Annotated in this window: 16 protein-coding genes and 1 pseudogene; 15 read left to right on the top strand and 2 right to left on the bottom strand. The window is 53.9% G+C overall.

What is annotated here, in order from left to right; all coding sequences use genetic code 11:
• Positions 1–114: 114 nt before the first annotated feature.
• A complete protein-coding gene (locus tag NYE33_RS32480; protein ID WP_081969869.1) occupies positions 115–1,521 on the top strand; it encodes a VWA domain-containing protein in 1,407 nt (468 codons plus the stop codon).
• Positions 1,522–2,482: 961 nt separating this feature from the next.
• On the opposite strand, the gene NYE33_RS32475 is transcribed toward NYE33_RS32480, so the two are convergent.
• On the bottom strand, positions 2,483–3,043 hold the full coding sequence (locus tag NYE33_RS32475) for a GNAT family N-acetyltransferase (RefSeq protein WP_042134530.1): 561 nt from the start codon (positions 3,041–3,043) through the stop codon (positions 2,483–2,485).
• Between the two features lie 280 nt (positions 3,044–3,323).
• Between NYE33_RS32475 and NYE33_RS32470 the strand changes: the two genes are divergently transcribed.
• From NYE33_RS32470 to NYE33_RS32415, 12 genes are all read left to right on the top strand, one after another.
• Entirely contained in the window at positions 3,324–4,220 is an 897-nt protein-coding gene (locus NYE33_RS32470) for a LysR family transcriptional regulator (protein ID WP_042134531.1), read from the top strand.
• Positions 4,221–4,331: 111 nt separating this feature from the next.
• Positions 4,332–4,856: a GNAT family N-acetyltransferase gene (locus NYE33_RS32465; protein ID WP_042134532.1), complete on the top strand. Its 525-nt coding sequence runs from the start codon at positions 4,332–4,334 to the stop codon at positions 4,854–4,856.
• Positions 4,853–5,734 carry a transporter substrate-binding domain-containing protein gene (locus tag NYE33_RS32460; RefSeq protein ID WP_341069441.1) on the top strand — a complete coding sequence of 294 codons (882 nt, stop codon included), beginning with the start codon at positions 4,853–4,855 and terminating at the stop codon, positions 5,732–5,734. Before NYE33_RS32465 ends, NYE33_RS32460 begins: the two co-directional genes overlap by 4 nt.
• Before the next feature lie 35 nt (positions 5,735–5,769).
• Entirely contained in the window at positions 5,770–6,552 is a 783-nt protein-coding gene (locus NYE33_RS32455) for an amino acid ABC transporter permease (protein WP_039301115.1), read from the top strand.
• Positions 6,552–7,262 carry an amino acid ABC transporter permease gene (locus NYE33_RS32450; protein WP_171716848.1) on the top strand — a complete coding sequence of 237 codons (711 nt, stop codon included), beginning with the start codon at positions 6,552–6,554 and terminating at the stop codon, positions 7,260–7,262. Before NYE33_RS32455 ends, NYE33_RS32450 begins: the two co-directional genes overlap by 1 nt.
• Positions 7,259–8,011, top strand: a complete 753-nt coding sequence (locus tag NYE33_RS32445) for an amino acid ABC transporter ATP-binding protein (RefSeq protein WP_039301123.1) — start codon at positions 7,259–7,261, stop codon at positions 8,009–8,011. Before NYE33_RS32450 ends, NYE33_RS32445 begins: the two co-directional genes overlap by 4 nt.
• A gap of 11 nt (positions 8,012–8,022) precedes the next feature.
• Entirely contained in the window at positions 8,023–9,045 is a 1,023-nt protein-coding gene (locus NYE33_RS32440; protein ID WP_076242443.1) for an LLM class flavin-dependent oxidoreductase, read from the top strand.
• Positions 9,042–10,241, top strand: a complete 1,200-nt coding sequence (locus tag NYE33_RS32435; protein ID WP_341069440.1) for an amidohydrolase — start codon at positions 9,042–9,044, stop codon at positions 10,239–10,241. Before NYE33_RS32440 ends, NYE33_RS32435 begins: the two co-directional genes overlap by 4 nt.
• 16 nt (positions 10,242–10,257) lie before the next feature.
• On the top strand, positions 10,258–11,412 hold the full coding sequence (solA, locus tag NYE33_RS32430) for an N-methyl-L-tryptophan oxidase (RefSeq protein ID WP_341069437.1): 1,155 nt from the start codon (positions 10,258–10,260) through the stop codon (positions 11,410–11,412).
• A complete protein-coding gene (locus NYE33_RS32425; RefSeq protein ID WP_341069435.1) occupies positions 11,413–11,904 on the top strand; it encodes a DinB family protein in 492 nt (163 codons plus the stop codon).
• Between the two features lie 29 nt (positions 11,905–11,933).
• Positions 11,934–13,271, top strand: a complete 1,338-nt coding sequence (locus tag NYE33_RS32420) for an LLM class flavin-dependent oxidoreductase (RefSeq protein ID WP_341069432.1) — start codon at positions 11,934–11,936, stop codon at positions 13,269–13,271.
• 5 nt (positions 13,272–13,276) lie between these two features.
• Positions 13,277–14,515 carry a M20 metallopeptidase family protein gene (locus tag NYE33_RS32415; RefSeq protein ID WP_083705119.1) on the top strand — a complete coding sequence of 413 codons (1,239 nt, stop codon included), beginning with the start codon at positions 13,277–13,279 and terminating at the stop codon, positions 14,513–14,515.
• 96 nt (positions 14,516–14,611) lie between these two features.
• Here NYE33_RS32415 and NYE33_RS32410 read toward each other — a convergent pair whose 3' ends face one another.
• On the bottom strand, positions 14,612–15,616 hold the full coding sequence (locus NYE33_RS32410; RefSeq protein ID WP_341069429.1) for a LacI family DNA-binding transcriptional regulator: 1,005 nt from the start codon (positions 15,614–15,616) through the stop codon (positions 14,612–14,614).
• Positions 15,617–16,387: 771 nt separating this feature from the next.
• Here NYE33_RS32410 and ltrA point away from each other — a divergent pair.
• Both ltrA and NYE33_RS32400 read left to right on the top strand, forming a co-directional pair.
• Positions 16,388–17,780 (top strand): annotated as a pseudogene (gene ltrA / locus NYE33_RS32405) (group II intron reverse transcriptase/maturase).
• Between the two features lie 17 nt (positions 17,781–17,797).
• Positions 17,798–19,630, top strand: coding sequence for a cache domain-containing sensor histidine kinase (locus tag NYE33_RS32400; RefSeq protein ID WP_341070075.1), 1,833 nt, complete (start codon positions 17,798–17,800; stop codon positions 19,628–19,630).
• The last annotated feature ends 1 nt before the right edge of the window (position 19,631 follow it).

Here is a 19,631-nt window from a genome sequence, read left to right as displayed (position 1 = left end):
AGGTTCATATTAAAGGAGCGCAGAGAGAATTACAATCCAGCAGAATGTACAAAACGCAGCGGATATGGTATGCCTTATCTATGAACTGCTGGAATATGCTGCTATAACGGGGAGATGAGAGACTTGCAGCTGTTAAAAGGCCAAAAAGTAGATATCACCAAGGGAAAGGGCGTCCGTGATCTAACTATCCGGTTGCGCTGGAATACGGAGCATGCCGGAATCAGTGTGGATGCAGCAGCCTTTTTGTTGTCGGGGCAGAACCGGTGTGAACGGGACGAGGATTTTATATTTTACGGTAATCCGGTATCAAGGGATGGAACGGTAAGTCATACGGCAGAGGGGGAGAACGAGGAGAGCCTCTTGATTTCATTATCCGGAATTCCGGAGCAATATGCCCGGATTGCGGTGACGTTGACGATCTACGAGGGGGAGCAGCAGAATCTGCGGATGAAGGAGCTGTCCGGACTGCAGCTGTCACTGATGGACCACAAGAACGGTGAGGAATTATACCGGTTCGATTATGGAACGGATCTGTCCGACGAGACAGCAGTGGTGGCCGGGGAGCTGTACCGTCATCAGGGAGAGTGGAAATTCAGCGCGGTCGGCAGCGGTTTTAACGGAGGATTAGCTGCGCTCTGCAAGAGCTATGGGCTTGAGGTTGAACCGGAGGCAGGTAACGAAGCAGCAGCTACAGCCGAACTGGTGGAGAAGACGGAGACGATCGAGAAGGTATTGGAGAAGGCGGAGGGGGAGGTAGATGAAGTAGAGAAGGCGGAGAAAGTAGAGAAAGTAGAGAATGTAGAAAAGTCGGAGACCATCCTTCCGCAGACTGCACCGGCCGCCGATGTCAACGTCCTGTCATCCATAGATTTGCGCAAGAAAATTGTCGGGTTCACCCTGGTCAAAAAACAGCTGACCGATGTAAAAGCCAGAGTGGGAATTGTGCTGGACATCACCGGCTCCATGAGAAACCTCTATTCCAGCGGTATCGTGCAGGAAGTAGTGGAACGTATTCTGGCCGTAGCCTGTCAATTGGATGACAACGGTTCGCTGGATGTGTGGGTGTATGATACGGAATTCAGCAGGCTGCCGCCGGTAACGGAACGGGATCTCGGGAGCTATGTCTTCACTCATATTATGAACAACGATTCAATCCATAAGTTCGGACGCAACAATGAGCCGCCGGTGATGGAGGATGTGATTCGGAAATACACCCGCGAGGAGAAGGATACAACCCCGGTTTTCATTATCTTTATTAATGACGGGGGCGTAGTGAAGCCAACCAAAAAAGTAATTATGGCGTCTTCCTCGCTGCCGATCTTCTGGCAGTTTGTGGGGATCGGTGATTCTGATTTCGAGGTACTGAAGCAGCTCGACACGATGGGCGGAAGGCTGGTGGATAACGCAAACTTCATCCATCTGGACCGCATAGAAGAAGTGAACGACGAGCAGCTCTATGATCAGCTGTTGAATGAATTCCCGCAGTGGCTGAAGGCGGCGAAGGCGAAGCGGATTCTCTAGCAGCGAACACCAGTATGGCGTACGCCTGTATGGTGTTTACGCAGTATAGTGTTTATCTATAGCCGTCCTCACCTGTATGGAGCTCACACTGGATAGCGTTTATTCATAGCTATTTACCCGTATGGCGCTCACGCTGGATAGCGTTCATTCATAGCTATTCACCCGTATGGCGCTTACGCTGGATAGCGTTTATTTTAGCCGTATTTACCACTATAGCGCTCACCAATATTCTACCTTCACACTGTATAGGCATTATTGTTGTACTTTTTACAACTTTGACTCGGAGATAGGTGGGCGTTCGGGAAGATTGTTGTATGAAATACAACAATCTTCCCGCTAAGCGGCTTAGAGGAGGAGGAATGCTGTATTTTATACAACAATTTTGGATTAGGGCCGAGATTATGAGGATAATGTTGTATTTTGTGCAGGATTTTTTAAATATCCCGGATTTCCATCATAATTAGCGGATTTGCATCATAATTTGATCCCCACCATAATCACTGGACTCCACTACTATCAGCGATTACATATCTGCGGCTAAAATAAACTAAACCTCCCCGCCTGGGCGGAGCTATAGGCTCCTGCCCAAAATAAAAGTCTGCCTGTCAGCGCTACGACCTATCAGCGCCGCGCCTGTCAGCGCCGCCGCCTGTCAGCTAGGCCGCCCATCAGCGCTGCGGCCAATCAGCGCCGCTGCCTATCAGCGCTGCCGCAATCAGCCCCGTCGCCTATCAGCCCCGTCGGCTGTCAGCGCCGCTGTCTATCAACTCGGCCGCCTATCAGCCCCGCCGCCTATCAGCCCCGCCGCCAATCAGCCTCGCCGCCAATCAGCGCAGCTAAGTACTCCTGCTCGGGTTTTATCTTGCAGGCGGGTTTCTTTCAGCACAATCCCCGCATACTTTATCCTTATATTCCCGCTGGAACGGTTACCGTCCCCTAAAGGACGGCGGGACGTTTCTGCTCAGGCTGTGGAGGTGGAGGTTTGTTGCGTCTGCAGGCCGGCGGAGACGGGAAGCTCCAGGCGGTATCCTTTGACCAGCGTGTCCCCGTTCTTAATATCCGTTTCATAGGCCCGCCGGAAGCCGAGCTTCTCGTACAGCCTGATTGCGGATGCCATCATGTCCGAAGTGTGGAGATTCAGGCTGGCTGCTCCAAGCAGCACCGATTGTCTGGCGGCCTCGCTGATCAGCAGCCTGGCAACCCCGCGTCCACGGACAGCCGGAGAAACAGCGAGCAGACGGATGATCGGCGTGTGGATACCGAGCTCCGGTCTGCCGTAAGCGGCCTCTGAAGAGGTGAACAGCAGCACACTGCCTATGATCTGCCCATCCAGCTCCGCTACAATCCGCGAGACCGGAGCCTTGCCATGGACGGAATCAAGAATGGAGTCGCGGTACTCCACCCAAAAAGGTTCGGGCAGCACGGCTGAATATTCGCTGTAAGCCTCAAGCAGAACTCCTGCGATAGCCTCGCGGTCAGCCTCTGCGGCTTCACGGATTACAATTTGTGCTGAATGATTCATCGGGTACCTCCTGTTCAGAAATGGGATGTGACGCTTATTATAATCCATAATTCCGATGAATATAAGAGGAATTTAACAAAACCGATTAACAGATAGAAAAGTTCTATCTGTTTTTGTGATCTATGTAATGGTTTTTGCTGTATATTACACGATAAGTCAGTTGACAAAAAAAGGGCCGGTGACTAAGATATAAACAAAATCTATACACCCGTACGGCATTAATTCCTTGTTAATCAATTGGAATAGTTAATTTAAATAGAGTTGTGGAGGAGGACTACGCTTGAACATCGAGAATATTGAAGCCTTTGTCTACATCAACCACTACGGAAGCTTCAACAAAGCGGCAGATGTACTCTACATCTCCCAGCCGACCGTGACGGCCCGCATCCAGTCGCTTGAACGGGAGCTGGACTGCAGAGTGTTCGACCGGCTGGGCAAGCAGATTAACCTTACGGATAAAGGCCGCCAGTTCCTTCCTTACGCGCAGCAGATTCTGCAGGTCTACCAGAACGGCAAACATCAGATCCAGTCGAAGGGCCAGATCCCGGATGAATTAAGAATCGGCAGTACGGTATCGGTCTCTAATTATCTGATGCCGCAGCTCCTGCAGCACCTGAAGCGGAAATATCCGCATATCCGCTTTAAACTGACGACCTCATCCACCGATTCATTAATTGAGAAGCTGAAGGCGAAGGAGATTGATCTCGCTTTTATCCGCAAAGTGGTCAATCCGGCCATTCAGTCGTTCCCCTTCTGTGAGGATCCAATCTCGCTGTATGTATATGCCGGTCATCCGCTGGCCCGCCAGGGCCGTGCCTCTATCCAGGAGATCCGGGAGGAGACTCTTGTATTCTTCGAGTGCGGCTCGCTGGACTGGATGCGCCTGCACCGGGTATTCGAGAGCATGGAGCAGCCGCCGGACATTGTGTATCAGGTGGATAATCTGGAGACAGCCAAGAAGCTCGTGCTGAGGCAAGCGGGGATTTGCTTCCTTCCGGCCCTCAGTGTACAGGAGGAAGTGGAGGCGGGAACGCTGATCAGGGTGGATATCGCTGAGACGGAAGGGATTTCCCTGCGGACCAGCCTGATCTCGCTGAACGGGGAGAATGCGGAATTCATTGAGTCGCTGCTAGAACTGGCGGTGGGCCGCAGTAAGCCGGATCGACTTCTTGTATAACAGTATTAAAAAACTCTATTAGCGCATGGCTACATGCAGTGATAAAGTTAATTGCATATAATCACAACTAAACAGATAGGGATTATCTAAATTGAGAAACGGGGGCATGAAATGAGCGAGGTATACCGGCAGGCCGTAGAGAAGGACGCCCAACAGCTGCTGGATGTGACCTATCGTGCCTATCAGCTGATCCGCGAGCTTGGACTGCACTGGCCGGCGGCAAACGCCGATTTGGCTCTAATTCAGGATAACATCGCCACCAATGAGTGTTATGTGCTGGAGATCGACGGCAACGTGGAGGCGACGATCACCCTCTCGAAGAGCGGAGAGGTCAAGGCGGTAACTGATCTGCCTTTTGTGAAATGGTTCGCAGTGAATCCCGAGCGCAGCGGCAAAGGTTACGGCGGCAAGCTGCTCGACTGGGTGGAGGAGCATATTATTCACGGCAAGCTGGGTGCTCCCGCTGTAACCCTGGCTACGGCACAGAAGCATCCCTGGCTGGTTCCCATGTATGAACGCCGGGGGTATGAACGGATTCTGGAGCTGGATGCGCAGAATGGCGACGGCATTATGTATTTGATGAGAAAGACACTTACCGCTCAACCATACTACAACCTAAAGGGGATAGAGAGATGAAGAAGACCATTTCGCTCACAACTGCATTGGCATTGACGCTGGTGATCGCCGGCTGCGGCAACAATAACGCTGCAAACAGCAGTAGCAGCGGGAATGTGGCGGAAGCAGCACCGCAGACCAGTGCGGAGGCAACGACTGCAGCCGCAGAACCGGCAGAGGTGACCAAGATCGTGGTGGGCACAGGCACCGCTTTTCCGAATGTCTGCTTCATTGACGAGAACGGCAAACTGACCGGGTTTGATGTAGAGCTATTGAAGGAAATTGACAGCCGTCTGCCGGAGTATGAGTTCGAATTCCAGACGATGGACTTCAGCAATCTGCTGCTGAGCCTGGAGACCAAGAAGATTGATCTGGTAGCCCATGTTATGGAGAAGAACCCGGAGCGGGAGCAGAAGTATTCTTTTAACAAAGAAGCTTATGCCCACTGGAGAAACCGCATTATTGTAGCCAAAGGCAATGATTCGATCCAGACGCTGGACGATCTGCAAGGTAAAAAGGTGCTGACAGGCGCAACCAGCGCACAAGCGCAAATTCTCGAGAATTACAACAAGGAGCACGGCGCGGATTCGATCAAAATTGTCTATCAGAACGGTGCAGCCAACGATACGGTGAGCCAGATTGACTCGGGCCGTGTGGATGCCACGCTCGCTGCGGATTTCGTACTGCCGATTATTGATCCGCAGAGCAAGCTGCAGGCGGTAGGTGCTGAGCTGTCCTCCGCTGACATTCTGTATGTGTTCCGCAAGGATGATGCCCCGTCGCAGAAGCTGTCGGATGCCATCGACGGAGTGGTCGCAGAGCTGAAGACAGACGGCACGCTGGGCAAAATAAGTACGCAGTGGCTGGGGGCTGACGTCACCACATCCGCGGTTCAATGATGAGGCTGCCGTTATAGCGGAGAAGGAGGGGCAGGATGGGTGCACCGTTTGATCTTAGTTTTGTATTCTCTTTTCTGCCTAAGCTGCTGACTACGCTGAGCACAACACTGCTGATCGTAGCCTGTTCGCTGCTGGCAGGTGTGATTGTCGGATTTATCATTGCCCTTCCCCGCCTGTACAAGGTGCCGGTCCTGAAGACCTTAGCCGAGGTGTACATCTCATTCTTCCGGGGAACGCCGATTCTGATCCAATTGTTCCTGTTCTATTACGGTCTGCCCGAGGTGCTGAAGCTGGTCAATCTCGATATGACGCGGACGCCGGTGCTGGTATTCGTAATTCTGACCTACGGGCTGCATACGGGGGCTTTCATGTCGGAGATGATCCGCGCCTCGGTAACGGCTGTCGATAAAGGCCAGGTGGAAGCGGCTTATGCTACGGGAATGACCTCTTATCAGGCTTTTACCCGGATCGTATTGCCCCAGGCGCTGGGGATTGCCATTCCGGTGTTCTCGAACCTGGTCATTGCGCTGCTGAAGGATACTTCGCTTGCGTTCACGCTGGGCGTGATGGAGATGACGGGTAAGGCGCAGACTTTGGGCAGCGTGACCCAGCATTTTATTGAAACTTATATTGCACTTGCACTCATCTATCTCGTGATCAGCTTTACGATCGAGAAGCTGCTGCTGGTGGCGGAACGCCGGTTACTCCGGCATGAAGACCAGGGCAGTCCGGTGAAGCGGAAATTCAGCCTGCAGAAAAAAGCGTCCTACCGCCATATCATTGCGGACATGGGACCGGGTAAAGGAGGCGGCGCGTAATGAAGCTGGACCCATCGTTTATCTGGACGGCGTTCCTGCAGATTCTGGGAGCCATTCCTACAACGCTGTATATCACGGTGGTCTCGGTACTGGCCGGTTTCGCGATTGGAATTGTGGTGGCACTGGTCCGGATTTATAAAGTACCTGTCCTGTATCCGCTGGCGGTGGGGTATGTCACCTTCATCCGCGGTACCCCGATGCTGACGCATCTGCTGCTGATCTATTTCGGGCTGCCGATGATTATCGACGGGCTTGGCGCATATTTCGGCTGGAGCTTCCGCTCGGTGTCGATTCCGATGATCGGCTTCGCCTACATTTCTTTCTCCATTACAGCAGGAGCCTATATGTCCGAGGTCGTCCGTTCCGGCCTGCTGGCGGTGGACCGCGGTCAGATCGAAGCCGCCCATTCCATAGGGATGAGCACTCCCCAGGCGCTCCGGCGGATCGTATTCCCCCAGGCGCTGGCGGCGAGCCTGCCCAATCTGTCGAATTCCGTGATCGGAATGCTGCACGGGTCTACGCTTGCTTTTACCGTATCGGTCGTGGATATCAATGCCCAGGCGCAAATCGTAGCTTCGACAAACTGGAAATTCTTCGAGGCTTATCTGGCGGCGGCGCTGATCTTCTGGGGGCTGACCTTCCTCATTGAGCGGGCCACCGCCTTGATCGAAAAACGGATAAATCTGTATAACCGGGGTGGAGTCGCATGATTAAGCTGGAACGTATATCGAAGTCTTTCGGGCGCCATCAGGTGCTGAACAATATTGATCTGAAGGTGTCCAAAGGGGAAGTTGTCGTCATTCTCGGCCCCAGCGGCTCCGGCAAAACAACCCTGCTGCGCTGTGTGAATTATCTGGAGAAGCCAAGCGGCGGCGAAATCTCGATCGGTGAGTTCAAGCTGGACTGCCGGCATGCCCGCAAAAAGGATATTCACCAGCTGCGGCAAAAAACGGCCATGGTCTTCCAGCAGTACAATCTGTTCCGCCACAAAACGGCGCTGGAGAATGTGATGGAAGGGCTGCTGATCGTCAAGAAGCTTCCGAAGGAGGAAGCACGGAAGAGAAGCATCGCACTGCTGGAAAAGGTCGGCTTAGGAAGCAAGCTGGATGCCTATCCAAGCCAGCTGTCCGGCGGGCAGCAGCAGCGGGTCGGCATAGCCCGGGCACTGGCGCTGGAGCCGGAAGTGATTCTGTTCGACGAGCCGACCTCTGCACTCGACCCGGAGCTGGTAGGCGAAGTGCTTGCGGTGATCCGCAAGATTGCCAAGGAAGGGATAACGATGATTGTGGTGACGCATGAGATGGGTTTTGCCCGCGATGTGGCGAACCATGTGGTGTTCATGGACGGCGGCGTGATTGTCGAAGAAGGCACACCCACCGAGGTGTTCAACCATCCGCGTGAAGAAAGAACCAAGCAGTTCCTGAAGCGGATTACGCCGGAGCTGAACTATTCCATCTAGGAGGCATAACTATGGCGATTACAATCAGCGTTTTGGATCAAAGCCCGATTTATCCGGGAGAGACGCCGGAGGAGGCCTTCCAGCATACAGTCCAGCTGGCGCAGCTGTCGGAGCGTCTCGGCTTCCGCCGGTTCTGGGTATCCGAGCATCATGATTCCGAGCAGGTGGCCGGATCTTCACCGGAGGTGCTGATCTCGCATCTGCTGGCCAAGACGGAGAGCATCCGCATAGGCTCCGGAGGGATTATGTTGCAACATTATAGCCCGTACAAGGTGGCGGAGAACTTCAACGTGCTGGCTGCGCTGGCCCCGGGCCGTGTAGACCTGGGCGTCGGGCGCGCTCCCGGCGGGCTGCCGCGCAGTACGCAGGCGCTGCAGCAGGGGGGCGGCGAGGCTCCTTCATTGACCGATAAAATCATAGAGCTGGAGAAATATGTACATAACCGGCTGGAGGAGGATCATCCGCTCACCGGGCTGAAGGCTGGCCCGCTGCCGGGAACTCCGCCGCAGCTGTATGTACTGGGTGCAAGTGTCGCCAGCGCCGAAATCGCTGCGGAATTGGGGCTGCCGTATGTATTCTCTTTGTTCATCGGCGGCGATCAGGCCGTTGCCCTGGAAGCGGTGCGTGCTTACCGCAGCGGCTTCAATATCAGCAGCGGGAAGGAGCCGCAAGTGATCATCGCGCTGGCTGTAATCGTGGCCGATACGGAAGAGGAGGCCAAAGAGCTGGGCGGAGCGCATAAGCTGATCCGCATTCACCTCGCCAGCGGGAAGAAGCTGACGGTGGCTACCCGCGAGCAGGCGGAGGAGTTCACCCGCCAGAGCACGGAGCCCTACACCCTGGAAGAGCGGGAGCCTGAGGTTACCAAAGGAACGAAGGAATCGGTCCGCGGACAGCTGCAGGCGTTGGCTGAGGCGTCCGGGGTAGAGGAGTTCATTGTAACGACCAACGTGCAGCCCTTCGATAAGCGGCTGCGTTCTTTCGAACTGCTGGCTGAAGCGCTCGCCGGGGTTCCGGCGGAGGCCTCATCATGACAAGCACAGCTGCAGAATCCGCTGCACAGGCAATAAATACATTACCGTTCAATGAGCGGCTGGCCCAGATCCGCCGTCATCTGCACCGGCATCCTGAACTCTCTAATGAAGAATATGAAACTACGAAATATATCACCTCCCTGCTCAAGCAGGCAGGAGTGAGAATAGTGGATTACGGGCTGAAGACCGGAGTGATTGCCGAGATCGGTGGCTTGCAGGGCGGTCCGGTGATTGCCCTGCGGGCCGACATTGATGCATTGCCGATTCAGGAAGAAACCGGGCTGCCTTATGCCTCACAGGTTCCGGGCAAAATGCATGCCTGCGGGCATGACTTTCATACGGCTGCGCTGCTGGGGGCGGTATATCAGTTGAAGGCGCAGGAAGACAGCCTCAAGGGAACGGTCCGCTTCTTGTTCCAGCCTGCCGAGGAGAAAGCCAAAGGCGCGCAGCAGATTATCGCTGCCGGAGCGCTGGATAATGTCCGCGCGGTCATCGGGATGCATAATAAGCCGGATCTGCCGGTAGGGACCATCGGTATTAAGGAAGGTCCGCTGATGGCAGCCGCTGACGGTTTCATCGCGGAGGTCCGCGGGTTCGGAACCCATGCGGCAGTGCCGGAGGCCGGTATAGATCCCATCGTGGCGGCCTCGCATATCGTAACGGCGCTGCAATCCATCGTCAGCCGGAATGTGAGCAGCCTGAACAGTGCTGTCATCAGCGTTACGCAGATTCACAGCGGGAACTCGTGGAATATCATCCCGGAGACGGCGGTGCTGGAAGGGACGATCCGTTCTTTCGATGAAGCGGTGCGCAGCAGAGTGCTGAAACGGTTCGAAGAGGTGGTGGCAGGTGTTGCGGCCGCACTGGGGGCGGAAGCCAGCGTGCGCTGGATCGGCGGGCCGCCGCCGGTTATCAATGATGCGCTGCTGGCCCTGCTGGGAGAAGAAACGGCTGCGAACCTGGGCTACACCTCCGTGAAGCCGGTGCCCTCACCGGCCGGGGAGGATTTCGCCTTCTACCAGCAGGCGGTTCCCGGTTTATTTGTCTTCACCGGCACGGCCGGAAGCCGGGAATGGCATCACCCGGCGTTCGATCTGGACGAAGCGGCTCTGCCTGTAGGTGCCGGATTCTTCAGCAGCCTGGCGGTACGGGTGCTGGAGCATTTCGCGGCTGAAGGGGGTGCGGATCATAGCTGACCATCCCGTATATGATGTGATTATAGTCGGTTCAGGCTCGATGGGCATGAGCGCGGGTTATCATCTGGCCCGGCGCGGCGTGAGGACGCTGCTGATCGATGCCTTTGATCCGCCGCATACCGAAGGCAGCCATCACGGGGAGACCCGGCTGATCCGGCATGCCTATAGCGGAGATCCGGCCTATATTGACCTGGCACTCCGTGCCCAGGTGCTATGGGAAGAAGCCGAAGCGGAGAGCGGGACGGAGCTGCTTGTCCCTTCAGGCGTGCTCAATCTGGCTGACAGAGGCGTGTATTCCTTCGCCGGCCGCCTGGAGGAAGCGCATAAGCGTAAGGTGCGGGCCGAGCAGCTGGATGCGGACGAAATCCGCCGCCGCTGGCCGGCGCTGAACGTTCCAGAATCCTTCGAGGCGATGTATGAGCCGGATGCGGGTTACCTCTATAGCGAGCGGTGCATAACAGCTTACCGGCAGCTGGCGCTGGCTCACGGTGCGGAGCTGTTGACGAATACAAACGTGCTGAATGTGACCGCCCGCGAAGGGAGTGTCACGGTTCATACGAAGAACGGTGATTACCATGGAGCGGCTGCTGTTCTCAGCGCCGGTGCCTGGTTTAAGTCATTATCACCCTTTGTCAGCCTGCCGATTAAGGCCATCCGCAAGGTAGTGGGCTGGTTTGGGAGTACGCCGGACTTCGAGGCCGGGAGGTTCCCCGGCTTCACGCTGGGTGCTGAGGAAGGCGGGTTCTACGGCTTCCCCGGCATCGGCGGGGCGGGACTGAAGATCGGCCGCCATGATACAGGCGAGGAATGGAGGCCTGGCGAACCGCTGGCACCGTTCGGCAGTCTGGAGAGCGATGAAGGCGACCTCCGCCGCGTGCTGGAGGCTTATATGCCTGGCGCAGCAGGGAAGCTGCTTAAAGGCTCCGTCTGTAAATATGAGCATACACCGGATGAGGATTTCATTATTGACCGCCACCCGGAATACAGCAATGTACTGCTGGCTGGAGGCTTCTCGGGACATGGCTTCAAATTCTCCAGCGTAGTCGGAGAGATCCTCGCAGATTTGGCTGTGCAGGGAAATACGAGGCAGAATATTGCGCCTTTTGCGCTGTCACGCTTCAATACCGGGCCTGACCAGCCGCCATCGAAACTTACATTGGAGGGAATCTAAATGAGCAGTGTGGAGCTAACAGAGTACTTGAATACGCACGGGCAATTGGTGCAGGCACTGGAAGGCTTATCTGATGAGCAGCTGAAGTGGAAGGCAGAACCGGCCAACTGGAGCGTAACCGAGGTACTGGCACATCTGGCTGATCACAGCATCGTGGTCTCCTTCCGCATTCGTGATATTCTGGCGGATACGAAGGTGCAGCTTCCGGCGTTCAATCAGGATGCCTGGGTCAACGGACAGCACAGCAATCAGGGGAAGGCGACAGACAGCCTGGAGCTGTTCCGCAGCCTGCTGCATTACAATAGTCTCCTGCTCGGAAGACTGAGTGCCGCAGAATGGGAGAAAAGCGGAATTAATGTCAAGGGAGACACTGTCCGGATTGCCGATATCGTCCGCAGCTTCACCGCCCATGTGCAGACCCATCTGGCCCAGATCGAGCGGATCAAGCAGGGAGCGGAAGCCGGTCTCTCTGCACAGCAAGCCACTTTGTAATGAATACACAACCTTGAGGAGGAATGAACATGACTACACCGAGACAATTGAAGCTGGGGGCACTGCTGCACGGGGTTGGAGGAAGCACCTCCATGTGGCGTCATCCCGATGCGAAGCCCGATGCCAGTGTGAACTTTGAGTTATACAAGGAATGGGTGCGCAAAGCAGAGGAAGGCAAGCTGGATCTGATCTTCATTGCAGATGGTCTGTTCATCAATGAGAAGTCTATCCCTCATTTCCTCAACCGTTTCGAGCCGCTGACAATTCTTAGTGCGCTGGCAGCGGTCAGCAGCCGCATTGGTCTAGTGGGTACCTTGTCCACCTCCTACAGCGAACCGTTTACTGTAGCCCGGCAATTTGGCTCGCTGGATGTCATCAGCGGCGGACGGGCCGGCTGGAATGTGGTAACCTCACCGCTTGAAGGCTCTGCCCTTAACTACAGCAAGAAGGAGCATCCCGATCATGGCAAGCGGTACCGCATTGCCGCCGAATATCTGGAGGTGGCGCGCGGGCTGTGGGATTCCTGGGAGGATGATGCGTTTGTCCGCAATAAGGAGACGGGCGTCTTCTTCGATCCGGAGAAAGTGCATACGCTGGATCACCAGGGTGAATTCTTCTCTGTGAAGGGGCCGCTGAATATCGCCCGCTCGAAGCAGGGGCAGCCGGTTATTTTCCAGGCAGGGTCCTCAGAGGTCGGCAAGGATTATGCCTCGGGCGTAGCGGATGCCGTCTTCACGGGTCATGACACGCTGGAGTCTGCCCAGGAATTCTATAAGGATGTGAAAACCCGCGTAGCTTCGTTTGGGCGCAATCCCGAAGAAGTGCTGATCTTCCCTGGAATAGCACCGATTCTGGGAGCTACCCCTGAGGAGGCGGAACGCAAATACCAGGAGGTTGCCGGTCTGGTGACGATCGAGAATGCGCTGAACTATCTGGGCAGATTCTTCGAGCATCATGATTTCTCGCAGTATCCGCTGGATGAGCCCTTCCCGGATGTCGGTGATCTGGGCCGGAACAGCTTCCAGAGCGGCACGGACAAAATCAAAAAGGATGCTAAAGAACAGGGCTTAACTCTGCGGCAGGTAGCCTTGCAGTCTGCTACGCCTCGCAGCAGCTTCATCGGCACGCCGGAGCAGGTGGCTGATCAGATTCAGACCTGGTTCGAGGCCGGAGCAGCCGACGGCTTCATGCTGGCAGCTGCCGTACCGAACGGTCTGGAGGAATTTGTGGATCTGGTCGTTCCGATTCTGCAGGAACGCGGACTGTTCCGCACCGAATACGAAAGCGATACGCTGCGGGGTAATCTCGGACTGCCAGTGCCGGAGAACCGTTACTCTAAGGCTTCTGAACCGGCAGGGCAGGTGTGACGCAAATGCAGTCCGGTGCAGACCGTCTGAAACCGGATCTTGAAGCCATGATGAAGTATGCCGGCGGGCTGGAGGCGGAGCTGATCGCGATCCGCCGTGATCTGCACAGCCATCCGGAGCTGCTCTACGATGTGGCCCGCACTTCCGGCAAGGTTGCCGAACTCCTCGAATCATGGGGCATTGAGGTGCGGCGGAATGTGGGCCGGCATTTCGGGATGGGAGTCACCGGGACGCTGCGGGGAACGGCAGGGAGCGGACCGGTAATTCTGCTGCGGGCGGATATGGACGCGCTGCCGGTTGCTGAGCTGAATGAGGTGGACTATAAGTCCAGGAATCCTGGTGTTATGCATGCCTGCGGGCATGACGCCCATACGGCGATGCTGCTCGGGGCCGCGCAGACCCTGGCGGCATTCCGCCATCAGCTGAGCGGCACGGTGGTCTTTGTCTTTCAGCCGGCGGAGGAAGGCGCAAGCCGCAGTTCGCTGGACGGGCGCCTGCTCTCCGGCGGCAGGGATATGATCGAAGACGGCATTCTGGAAGGTGTGGACCAGTGTTATGCGCTGCATGTGATGCCGGAGCTTGCCGTTGGTACGCTGGGCATTCATCCCCGGTATGCCATGGCGGCCTCCAGCCATTTCACCGTGAAATTCCGGGGCACCGCCGGACATCACAGTGCGCCGCATGAAGCGGTAGATGCTATACAGATGGCGGCACGGTTTGTTACCGAGGTGAACGGGCTGATGGCGAGTGGGATCAATCCGTCGGAAGCGGCGGTGCTGGCCTTCGGCACACTGCGTGCTGGAACAGCAATCAATGTCATTGCTGAGCACAGTGAGCTGACCGGCACCTTCAGAGCCTTCACGAAATCAACCGTCAGCCGGATTACGGAAGGACTGAAGCGCCACGCTGCAGCGATAGCCTCGGCTTATGGCGGCAGCAGCAGCCTGGAGCTGCGCGAAGGCATTGCCGTGGTGAACGACGGCTTGGCCGTTCAGCAGATGCTCGGCGCAGCGCGCAAGGTGCTGGGAGATGAGCAGGCGTATCTGCTGGAGCAGCCGAGCCTGGCCGGGGAAGATTTCGGCTGGTATCTCGATCAGGTGCCCGGGGCGTTTGCCTTTATCGGCTGCGGCAATGCGGAACGGGGGATAACCCATGCGCTACACCAGCCCCGGTTCAACATTGATGAGGCTGTGCTGGTACAGGGCGCCAGAGTATTGGTGAGGCTTGCTGTCGAGAGAGATTAAATCAGGTATATACAGGAAAAAGGCTGCTCCTTTCGCCAATACGGCGTTAGGGGCAGCCTTTTTATTTTTCCGAAAGAACGGGTTACATGTCCTTGGTCAGGTAATTGCCCGAACGGATTGCCTTTCCACAATGGAGTGGGTACAGATTTGACTCTTCGCAGGCTCCCCTGTTTCAATCATGCCGATCAGCTTCTCGGAAGCGATCATTCCAATGTCATATAGCGGCTGGCGCACGGTAGTCAATGGCGGATTGACCATCCGGGCTAACCGGAGATCGTCGTATCCCATGATGGAGATATCTTCAGGCACATTCATTCCATGCTTCGTAACGGTGGAAAGGGCACCAATCGCCATTTCGTCACTGGCCGCGAAGACAGCAGTAACCTCCGGTGTTCTCCGTAATATGGCTTCCATGGCTCTACAGCCGCTTTCGTATGAAAAGTCTCCATATACGAGGTAACGGCTATCAAAGGCGATACCTTGTGCTTCCAGCGCTTTGCGGTATCCTTCGACCCGTGGAGTTCCGGCGATGGGATCGCCCTTGGTTCCGCTGATCATGCCGATTCTGCGGTGGCCTTTGGTGATCAGATAATGGACAGCGTCATAGGCCGCCTGATAATCATCGACCTTCACATAAGGTACGTTGGCAAAATCCGTTTGGGAAGAGACCAGCACCACTGGAACTTTCATGCTCTCCAGCATGTCATAATACTCTTTCTTGAGCACTTCACTGGAAAAAATAATCCCGTCAACCTGCTTCTCGCGCAGCAGCTGCAAATACTTCAGCGTACGTTTGCCGTCCTGATCGGTGTTACAGACCATCACACTGTAATTGCGGTCATGGACGAATTCGTCGATTCCGTGGAGCAGATCGGAGGAGAAGGCGCTCGACACATCAGGAAATAACACGCCGATGGTTTGGGTACGCTTGTTAATCAGTCCGCGGGCGATAGCGTTCGGCTGATATTTAAGCTCTTTGATGGTCTGATCTACCTTTTGCTTCGTTTTATCTGAATATCCGCCTAAGTTATGCAGAACCCTTGAGACGGTGGCAATGGATACGTTCGCCTTTTGGGCAACATCTTTAATTGTGGGATTCATAGACTCTCCTACCTGTCGTTTAGCAGTAAACGCTTACTGAAAATATAAGTTCTTGCCTTTTCTTTGTCAACCGGAATTAAACATTATATAAAATAAGCATTGACAAGGAAAAATAAACGAGATAACTTTTATAGTAAGCGTTTACGTAATGGGAATTTAAGATTGTAGGTACAAAAATACATAACTTACATTCAAGTGAACGTATAAATTCACACCATAGATTTTTTTGGAGGAGGTGGGGAAGATCTTATAAAGGTATGTTTTTTGCATATTTGAGTAAACGTTTACGTTAAAAGAAAAACAATTCTTGTGAAAAAAATTCATAGGATAAGGGTCACTGAGGTGACTCTTTCTTATGTTAGTACGCCCAGCATGGGCGTCATCTTTAGGGTGAAAGTCCCGAACGGGGGCTGGCGAGCGCCTACCGTTAGCCAAGGGCAAGGGTGTCCACCGTGAGGTGGAATCTGAAGGAAGCCGGAGGCAAAAGCACGGGCCAAGGTACACGAACTGGATTTGAGGCTGTGTCAGTCGGATGAGTCACCTAAACATGACGAAATCCAAAGCCGCCAAGGGCTGGCGCGGTATACTCCAGTGGTCGCGGGCAGACAGATGACGTTCTTATCTGGGGAGACCTGTCAGATAAGCAAGAAAAAAAACTTGTAACCGTAGCTGAGAGGCTGCGCTGAACTGGCAGGAGTCAGCAGAAGCCATAGTACGTAAGCTGTTGCAACAATTTACGGAAGGGCTGAACCGAAAGGAGAGAGGAAAGCGATGCGTTCGCATGAAGAGCAACGACAGCAGAATATCTCGCAAGGGAGCTTGCGGCAAAGAGAAGCGGTGAAGCCGTCAGGGTATGCCGGAGCGCCGAGTTCTTCGTCGGCACAAGTCGTCCCTTCCTCTCGCGAAGACCAGAACAACTTGCTGGAGCAAATGCTCAAAGGAGATAACCTTCGACTCGCTTACAAACGAGTGGTGCAAAATGGAGGAGCGCCCGGTGTGGACGGTGTAACGGTAGCGAATCTACAAGTTTACCTGAATACGCACTGGGCATCGGTGAAAACTGAACTTCTGACGGGAACTTACAGACCTGCGCCAGTCAAACGGGTGGAAATCCCCAAACCTGGAGGCGGTGTACGGCAGCTAGGCATCCCGACTGTGATGGACCGTTTCCTCCAGCAAGCACTTTTACAAGTCATGAACCCGATCTTTGACGCACAATTCTCGTGGTACAGCTACGGCTTTCGGCCGGGGAAGAGCGCGCATGACGCCGTTAAACAAGCCCAAAGATATATCCAAGGCGGCCTCAGATGGGTCGTGGATTTGGATCTGGAGAAATTCTTTGACAAGGTAAACCACGACATGCTAATGGCAAGAGTGGCGCGGAAAGTGGAGGACAAAAGAGTGCTGACGCTAATCCGTGCTTACTTAAACGCCGGAGTTATGGTGGATGGAAAATGGGAGCGTAGCCGGGAGGGAACGCCACAAGGCGGTCCGCTTAGTCCGCTTCTAGCAAACATTCTATTGGATGATCTGGACAAGGAACTGACCGGGCGAGGTTTGCGATTCGTACGCTACGCGGACGACTGTAATATCTTTGTGGCGAGTAAACGAGCAGGCGAGCGTGTCATGGAATCGGTAAGTCGGTTTGTAGAAGGAAAGCTAAAACTGAAAGTAAACGGGGAGAAAAGTGCGGTAGCGAGACCTTGGCACCGAAAGTTCTTAGGATTCAGTTTCCTGAGCCAGAAACAGGCAACGATTCGGATTGCTCCGAAGAGTCTCGCAGCTTTTAAAGGGAGAATTCGAGAGCTAACGAAACGTACCTGGTCCATTTCCATGGAAGAAAGGATTTACCGACTGAACCGCTATCTGATGGGTTGGCTCGGTTATTTCCGTCTAGCCTCGGCGAAGACACACTTCCAAACACTGGACCAGTGGATTCGGAGGAGACTTCGAATGTGTCTGTGGAAACAGTGGAAACGAGTACGTACACGAATCCGCGAGCTTCGAGCACTCGGGGTTCCAAAGTGGGCTTGTTTTAAGATGGCCAACTCGCGGCGAGGCGCGTGGGAAATGTCCCGGAACACGAATAACGCCCTTTCGACTTCCTATTGGGAAGCAAAAAGGGCTGAAGAGTTTACTTTCACGCTATCTGGAACTTTGTTAACCTTTTGGAACCGCCGTATGCGGACCCGCATGTACGGTGGTGTGAGAGGACGGGGGCTTGCCGCCCCCTCCTACTCGATAGTTATAGAAAGGAGCATTATGAAAAACAGGAAAAACTCACTGGGTGTAAAACTGATTCAGCTGTCTGCTGCAATAACGATTCCGCTCCTCGCCGTTCTTTTTGCCGGGGGATATTATGCCAAGGGAATTGTGCTCGACCAGGTATCCAGATCCTATCAGAATCTGGTCAACTCCAATCTTGAGATGATGGAGAGCAGTCTGGAGGACATAACAATTAATCTGGTCGATATTGTTGATCATGATGTGAATTTTCTTCAATTGAACCAGCCGGGGCTGACAGAATCCGAATATTATTTTGCCCGTATGGGGATTATGCAGAGAAATCAGGCCTACCAGGCCTATTACCATAGTGTGGACATGTTTTATCTGTACTCCGGCGTTAATGATACCTTGACACTATCCAATGTATTAGGAACGACAGAGGATGATATGGACCGGATAAGAGATTGGATTACGAGAAACGTTCAAAATGAAGATCATCTGGAGCCGCTTCAGTACAAATGGACGATCGTTAAAATTGCCGGAGATTACTATTTAAACCGGACCGTCAGCAATAATCTGGGCAATACCGCCTGCATTGGCGCTCTGATCCGAATCGACTCTATGCGTTCACCGCTGGGCAATCTGAACCTGCAATCGGGCGGTGATGTGCTTATTGTGGATAATGCAGGGAATATCTTAACCCGTCCTTCGGCATCCATGGGCTACGACTTCAAGCTGCCGGGTGAGAAGATGAATCTGAATTCTTCCTTTTCTTTTACACATGATGGCCTGAAGTGGTTTGTGGTGTCCAGCCAGTCATCCGCCCTGGGAATCAATCTGTCTGTGGTCATCCCCGCTTCCGAGCTGCTCCAGGGACTCAATACCTTCCAGACGATTATTAATGTACTGCCCTTTATTATTTTGCTCATTTTACTGGTTTACTTATATTATTTCCGCCGTATGGTCATCCGCCCGATTCTGGATCTGCTGAGCGGCATCCACCGGATTCGCAACGGCGCCATGGAAACCAAGCTTCCCGATTCTAACCTGGTGGAGTTCCAGGCGCTGAATCAGGCCTTTAATAATATGGTTGTAGAAATTCAAGATCTGAGAATTGATATCTATGAGGAACGGATCAATGCGCAAAAAGCTGAAATGAAGCATTTGCAAATGCAAATTAATCCGCACTTCTTCTTGAACACGCTCAATATTATTTTTCAGCTTGCCGATCTGAAACGTTTCGAATTGGTCAAAAAGACAGTACGGCATCTGGTGCAGTATTTCCGCTTTATGCTTCAGGTCAAGGATAACCGTATTACTTTGGGACAAGAGCTTGAACATCTCCGCAATTACCTGGAAATTCAAAAGTTGCGCTACCAGCAGTCGTTTGAGTTTCAGATCACCATAGCCGAAGAGCTTAGCCGTGCCTCCATACCCTCCTTGATGGTACAGCCCTTTGTAGAAAATGCCATGCTTCACGGCATAAGCCTGAAAGCCGGGATCTTTCATCTGGAGATTTCGGCTGGTCTCTCAGAAGAAGCAGCCGGTACCATGATCATTGAAATCGCGGATAACGGAAAAGGCAGCAGTGCAGAGAAGCTGCGGGAGCTGAATTCAAAGGATTACAACCCGGCTACAGATGAAGGGCATATCGGGATCTGGAATGTGAAACAAAGGCTGGCGATGATCTATCAGGGAAGAGCTGAAATTCACTTCAGCGACAATGAGCCATCCGGATTTCGTGTGCGGCTTAGCCTGCCTATTGAATATACAGAAGGAGAACGATGAG

It is taken from the genome of Paenibacillus sp. FSL R10-2199, assembly GCF_038000235.1.
Classification (GTDB): Bacteria; Bacillota; Bacilli; order Paenibacillales; family Paenibacillaceae; genus Paenibacillus_AQ; species Paenibacillus_AQ phytohabitans.
Note: the sequence above shows the minus strand (reverse complement) of the source record. Positions and strands in the feature narration are given on the sequence as shown.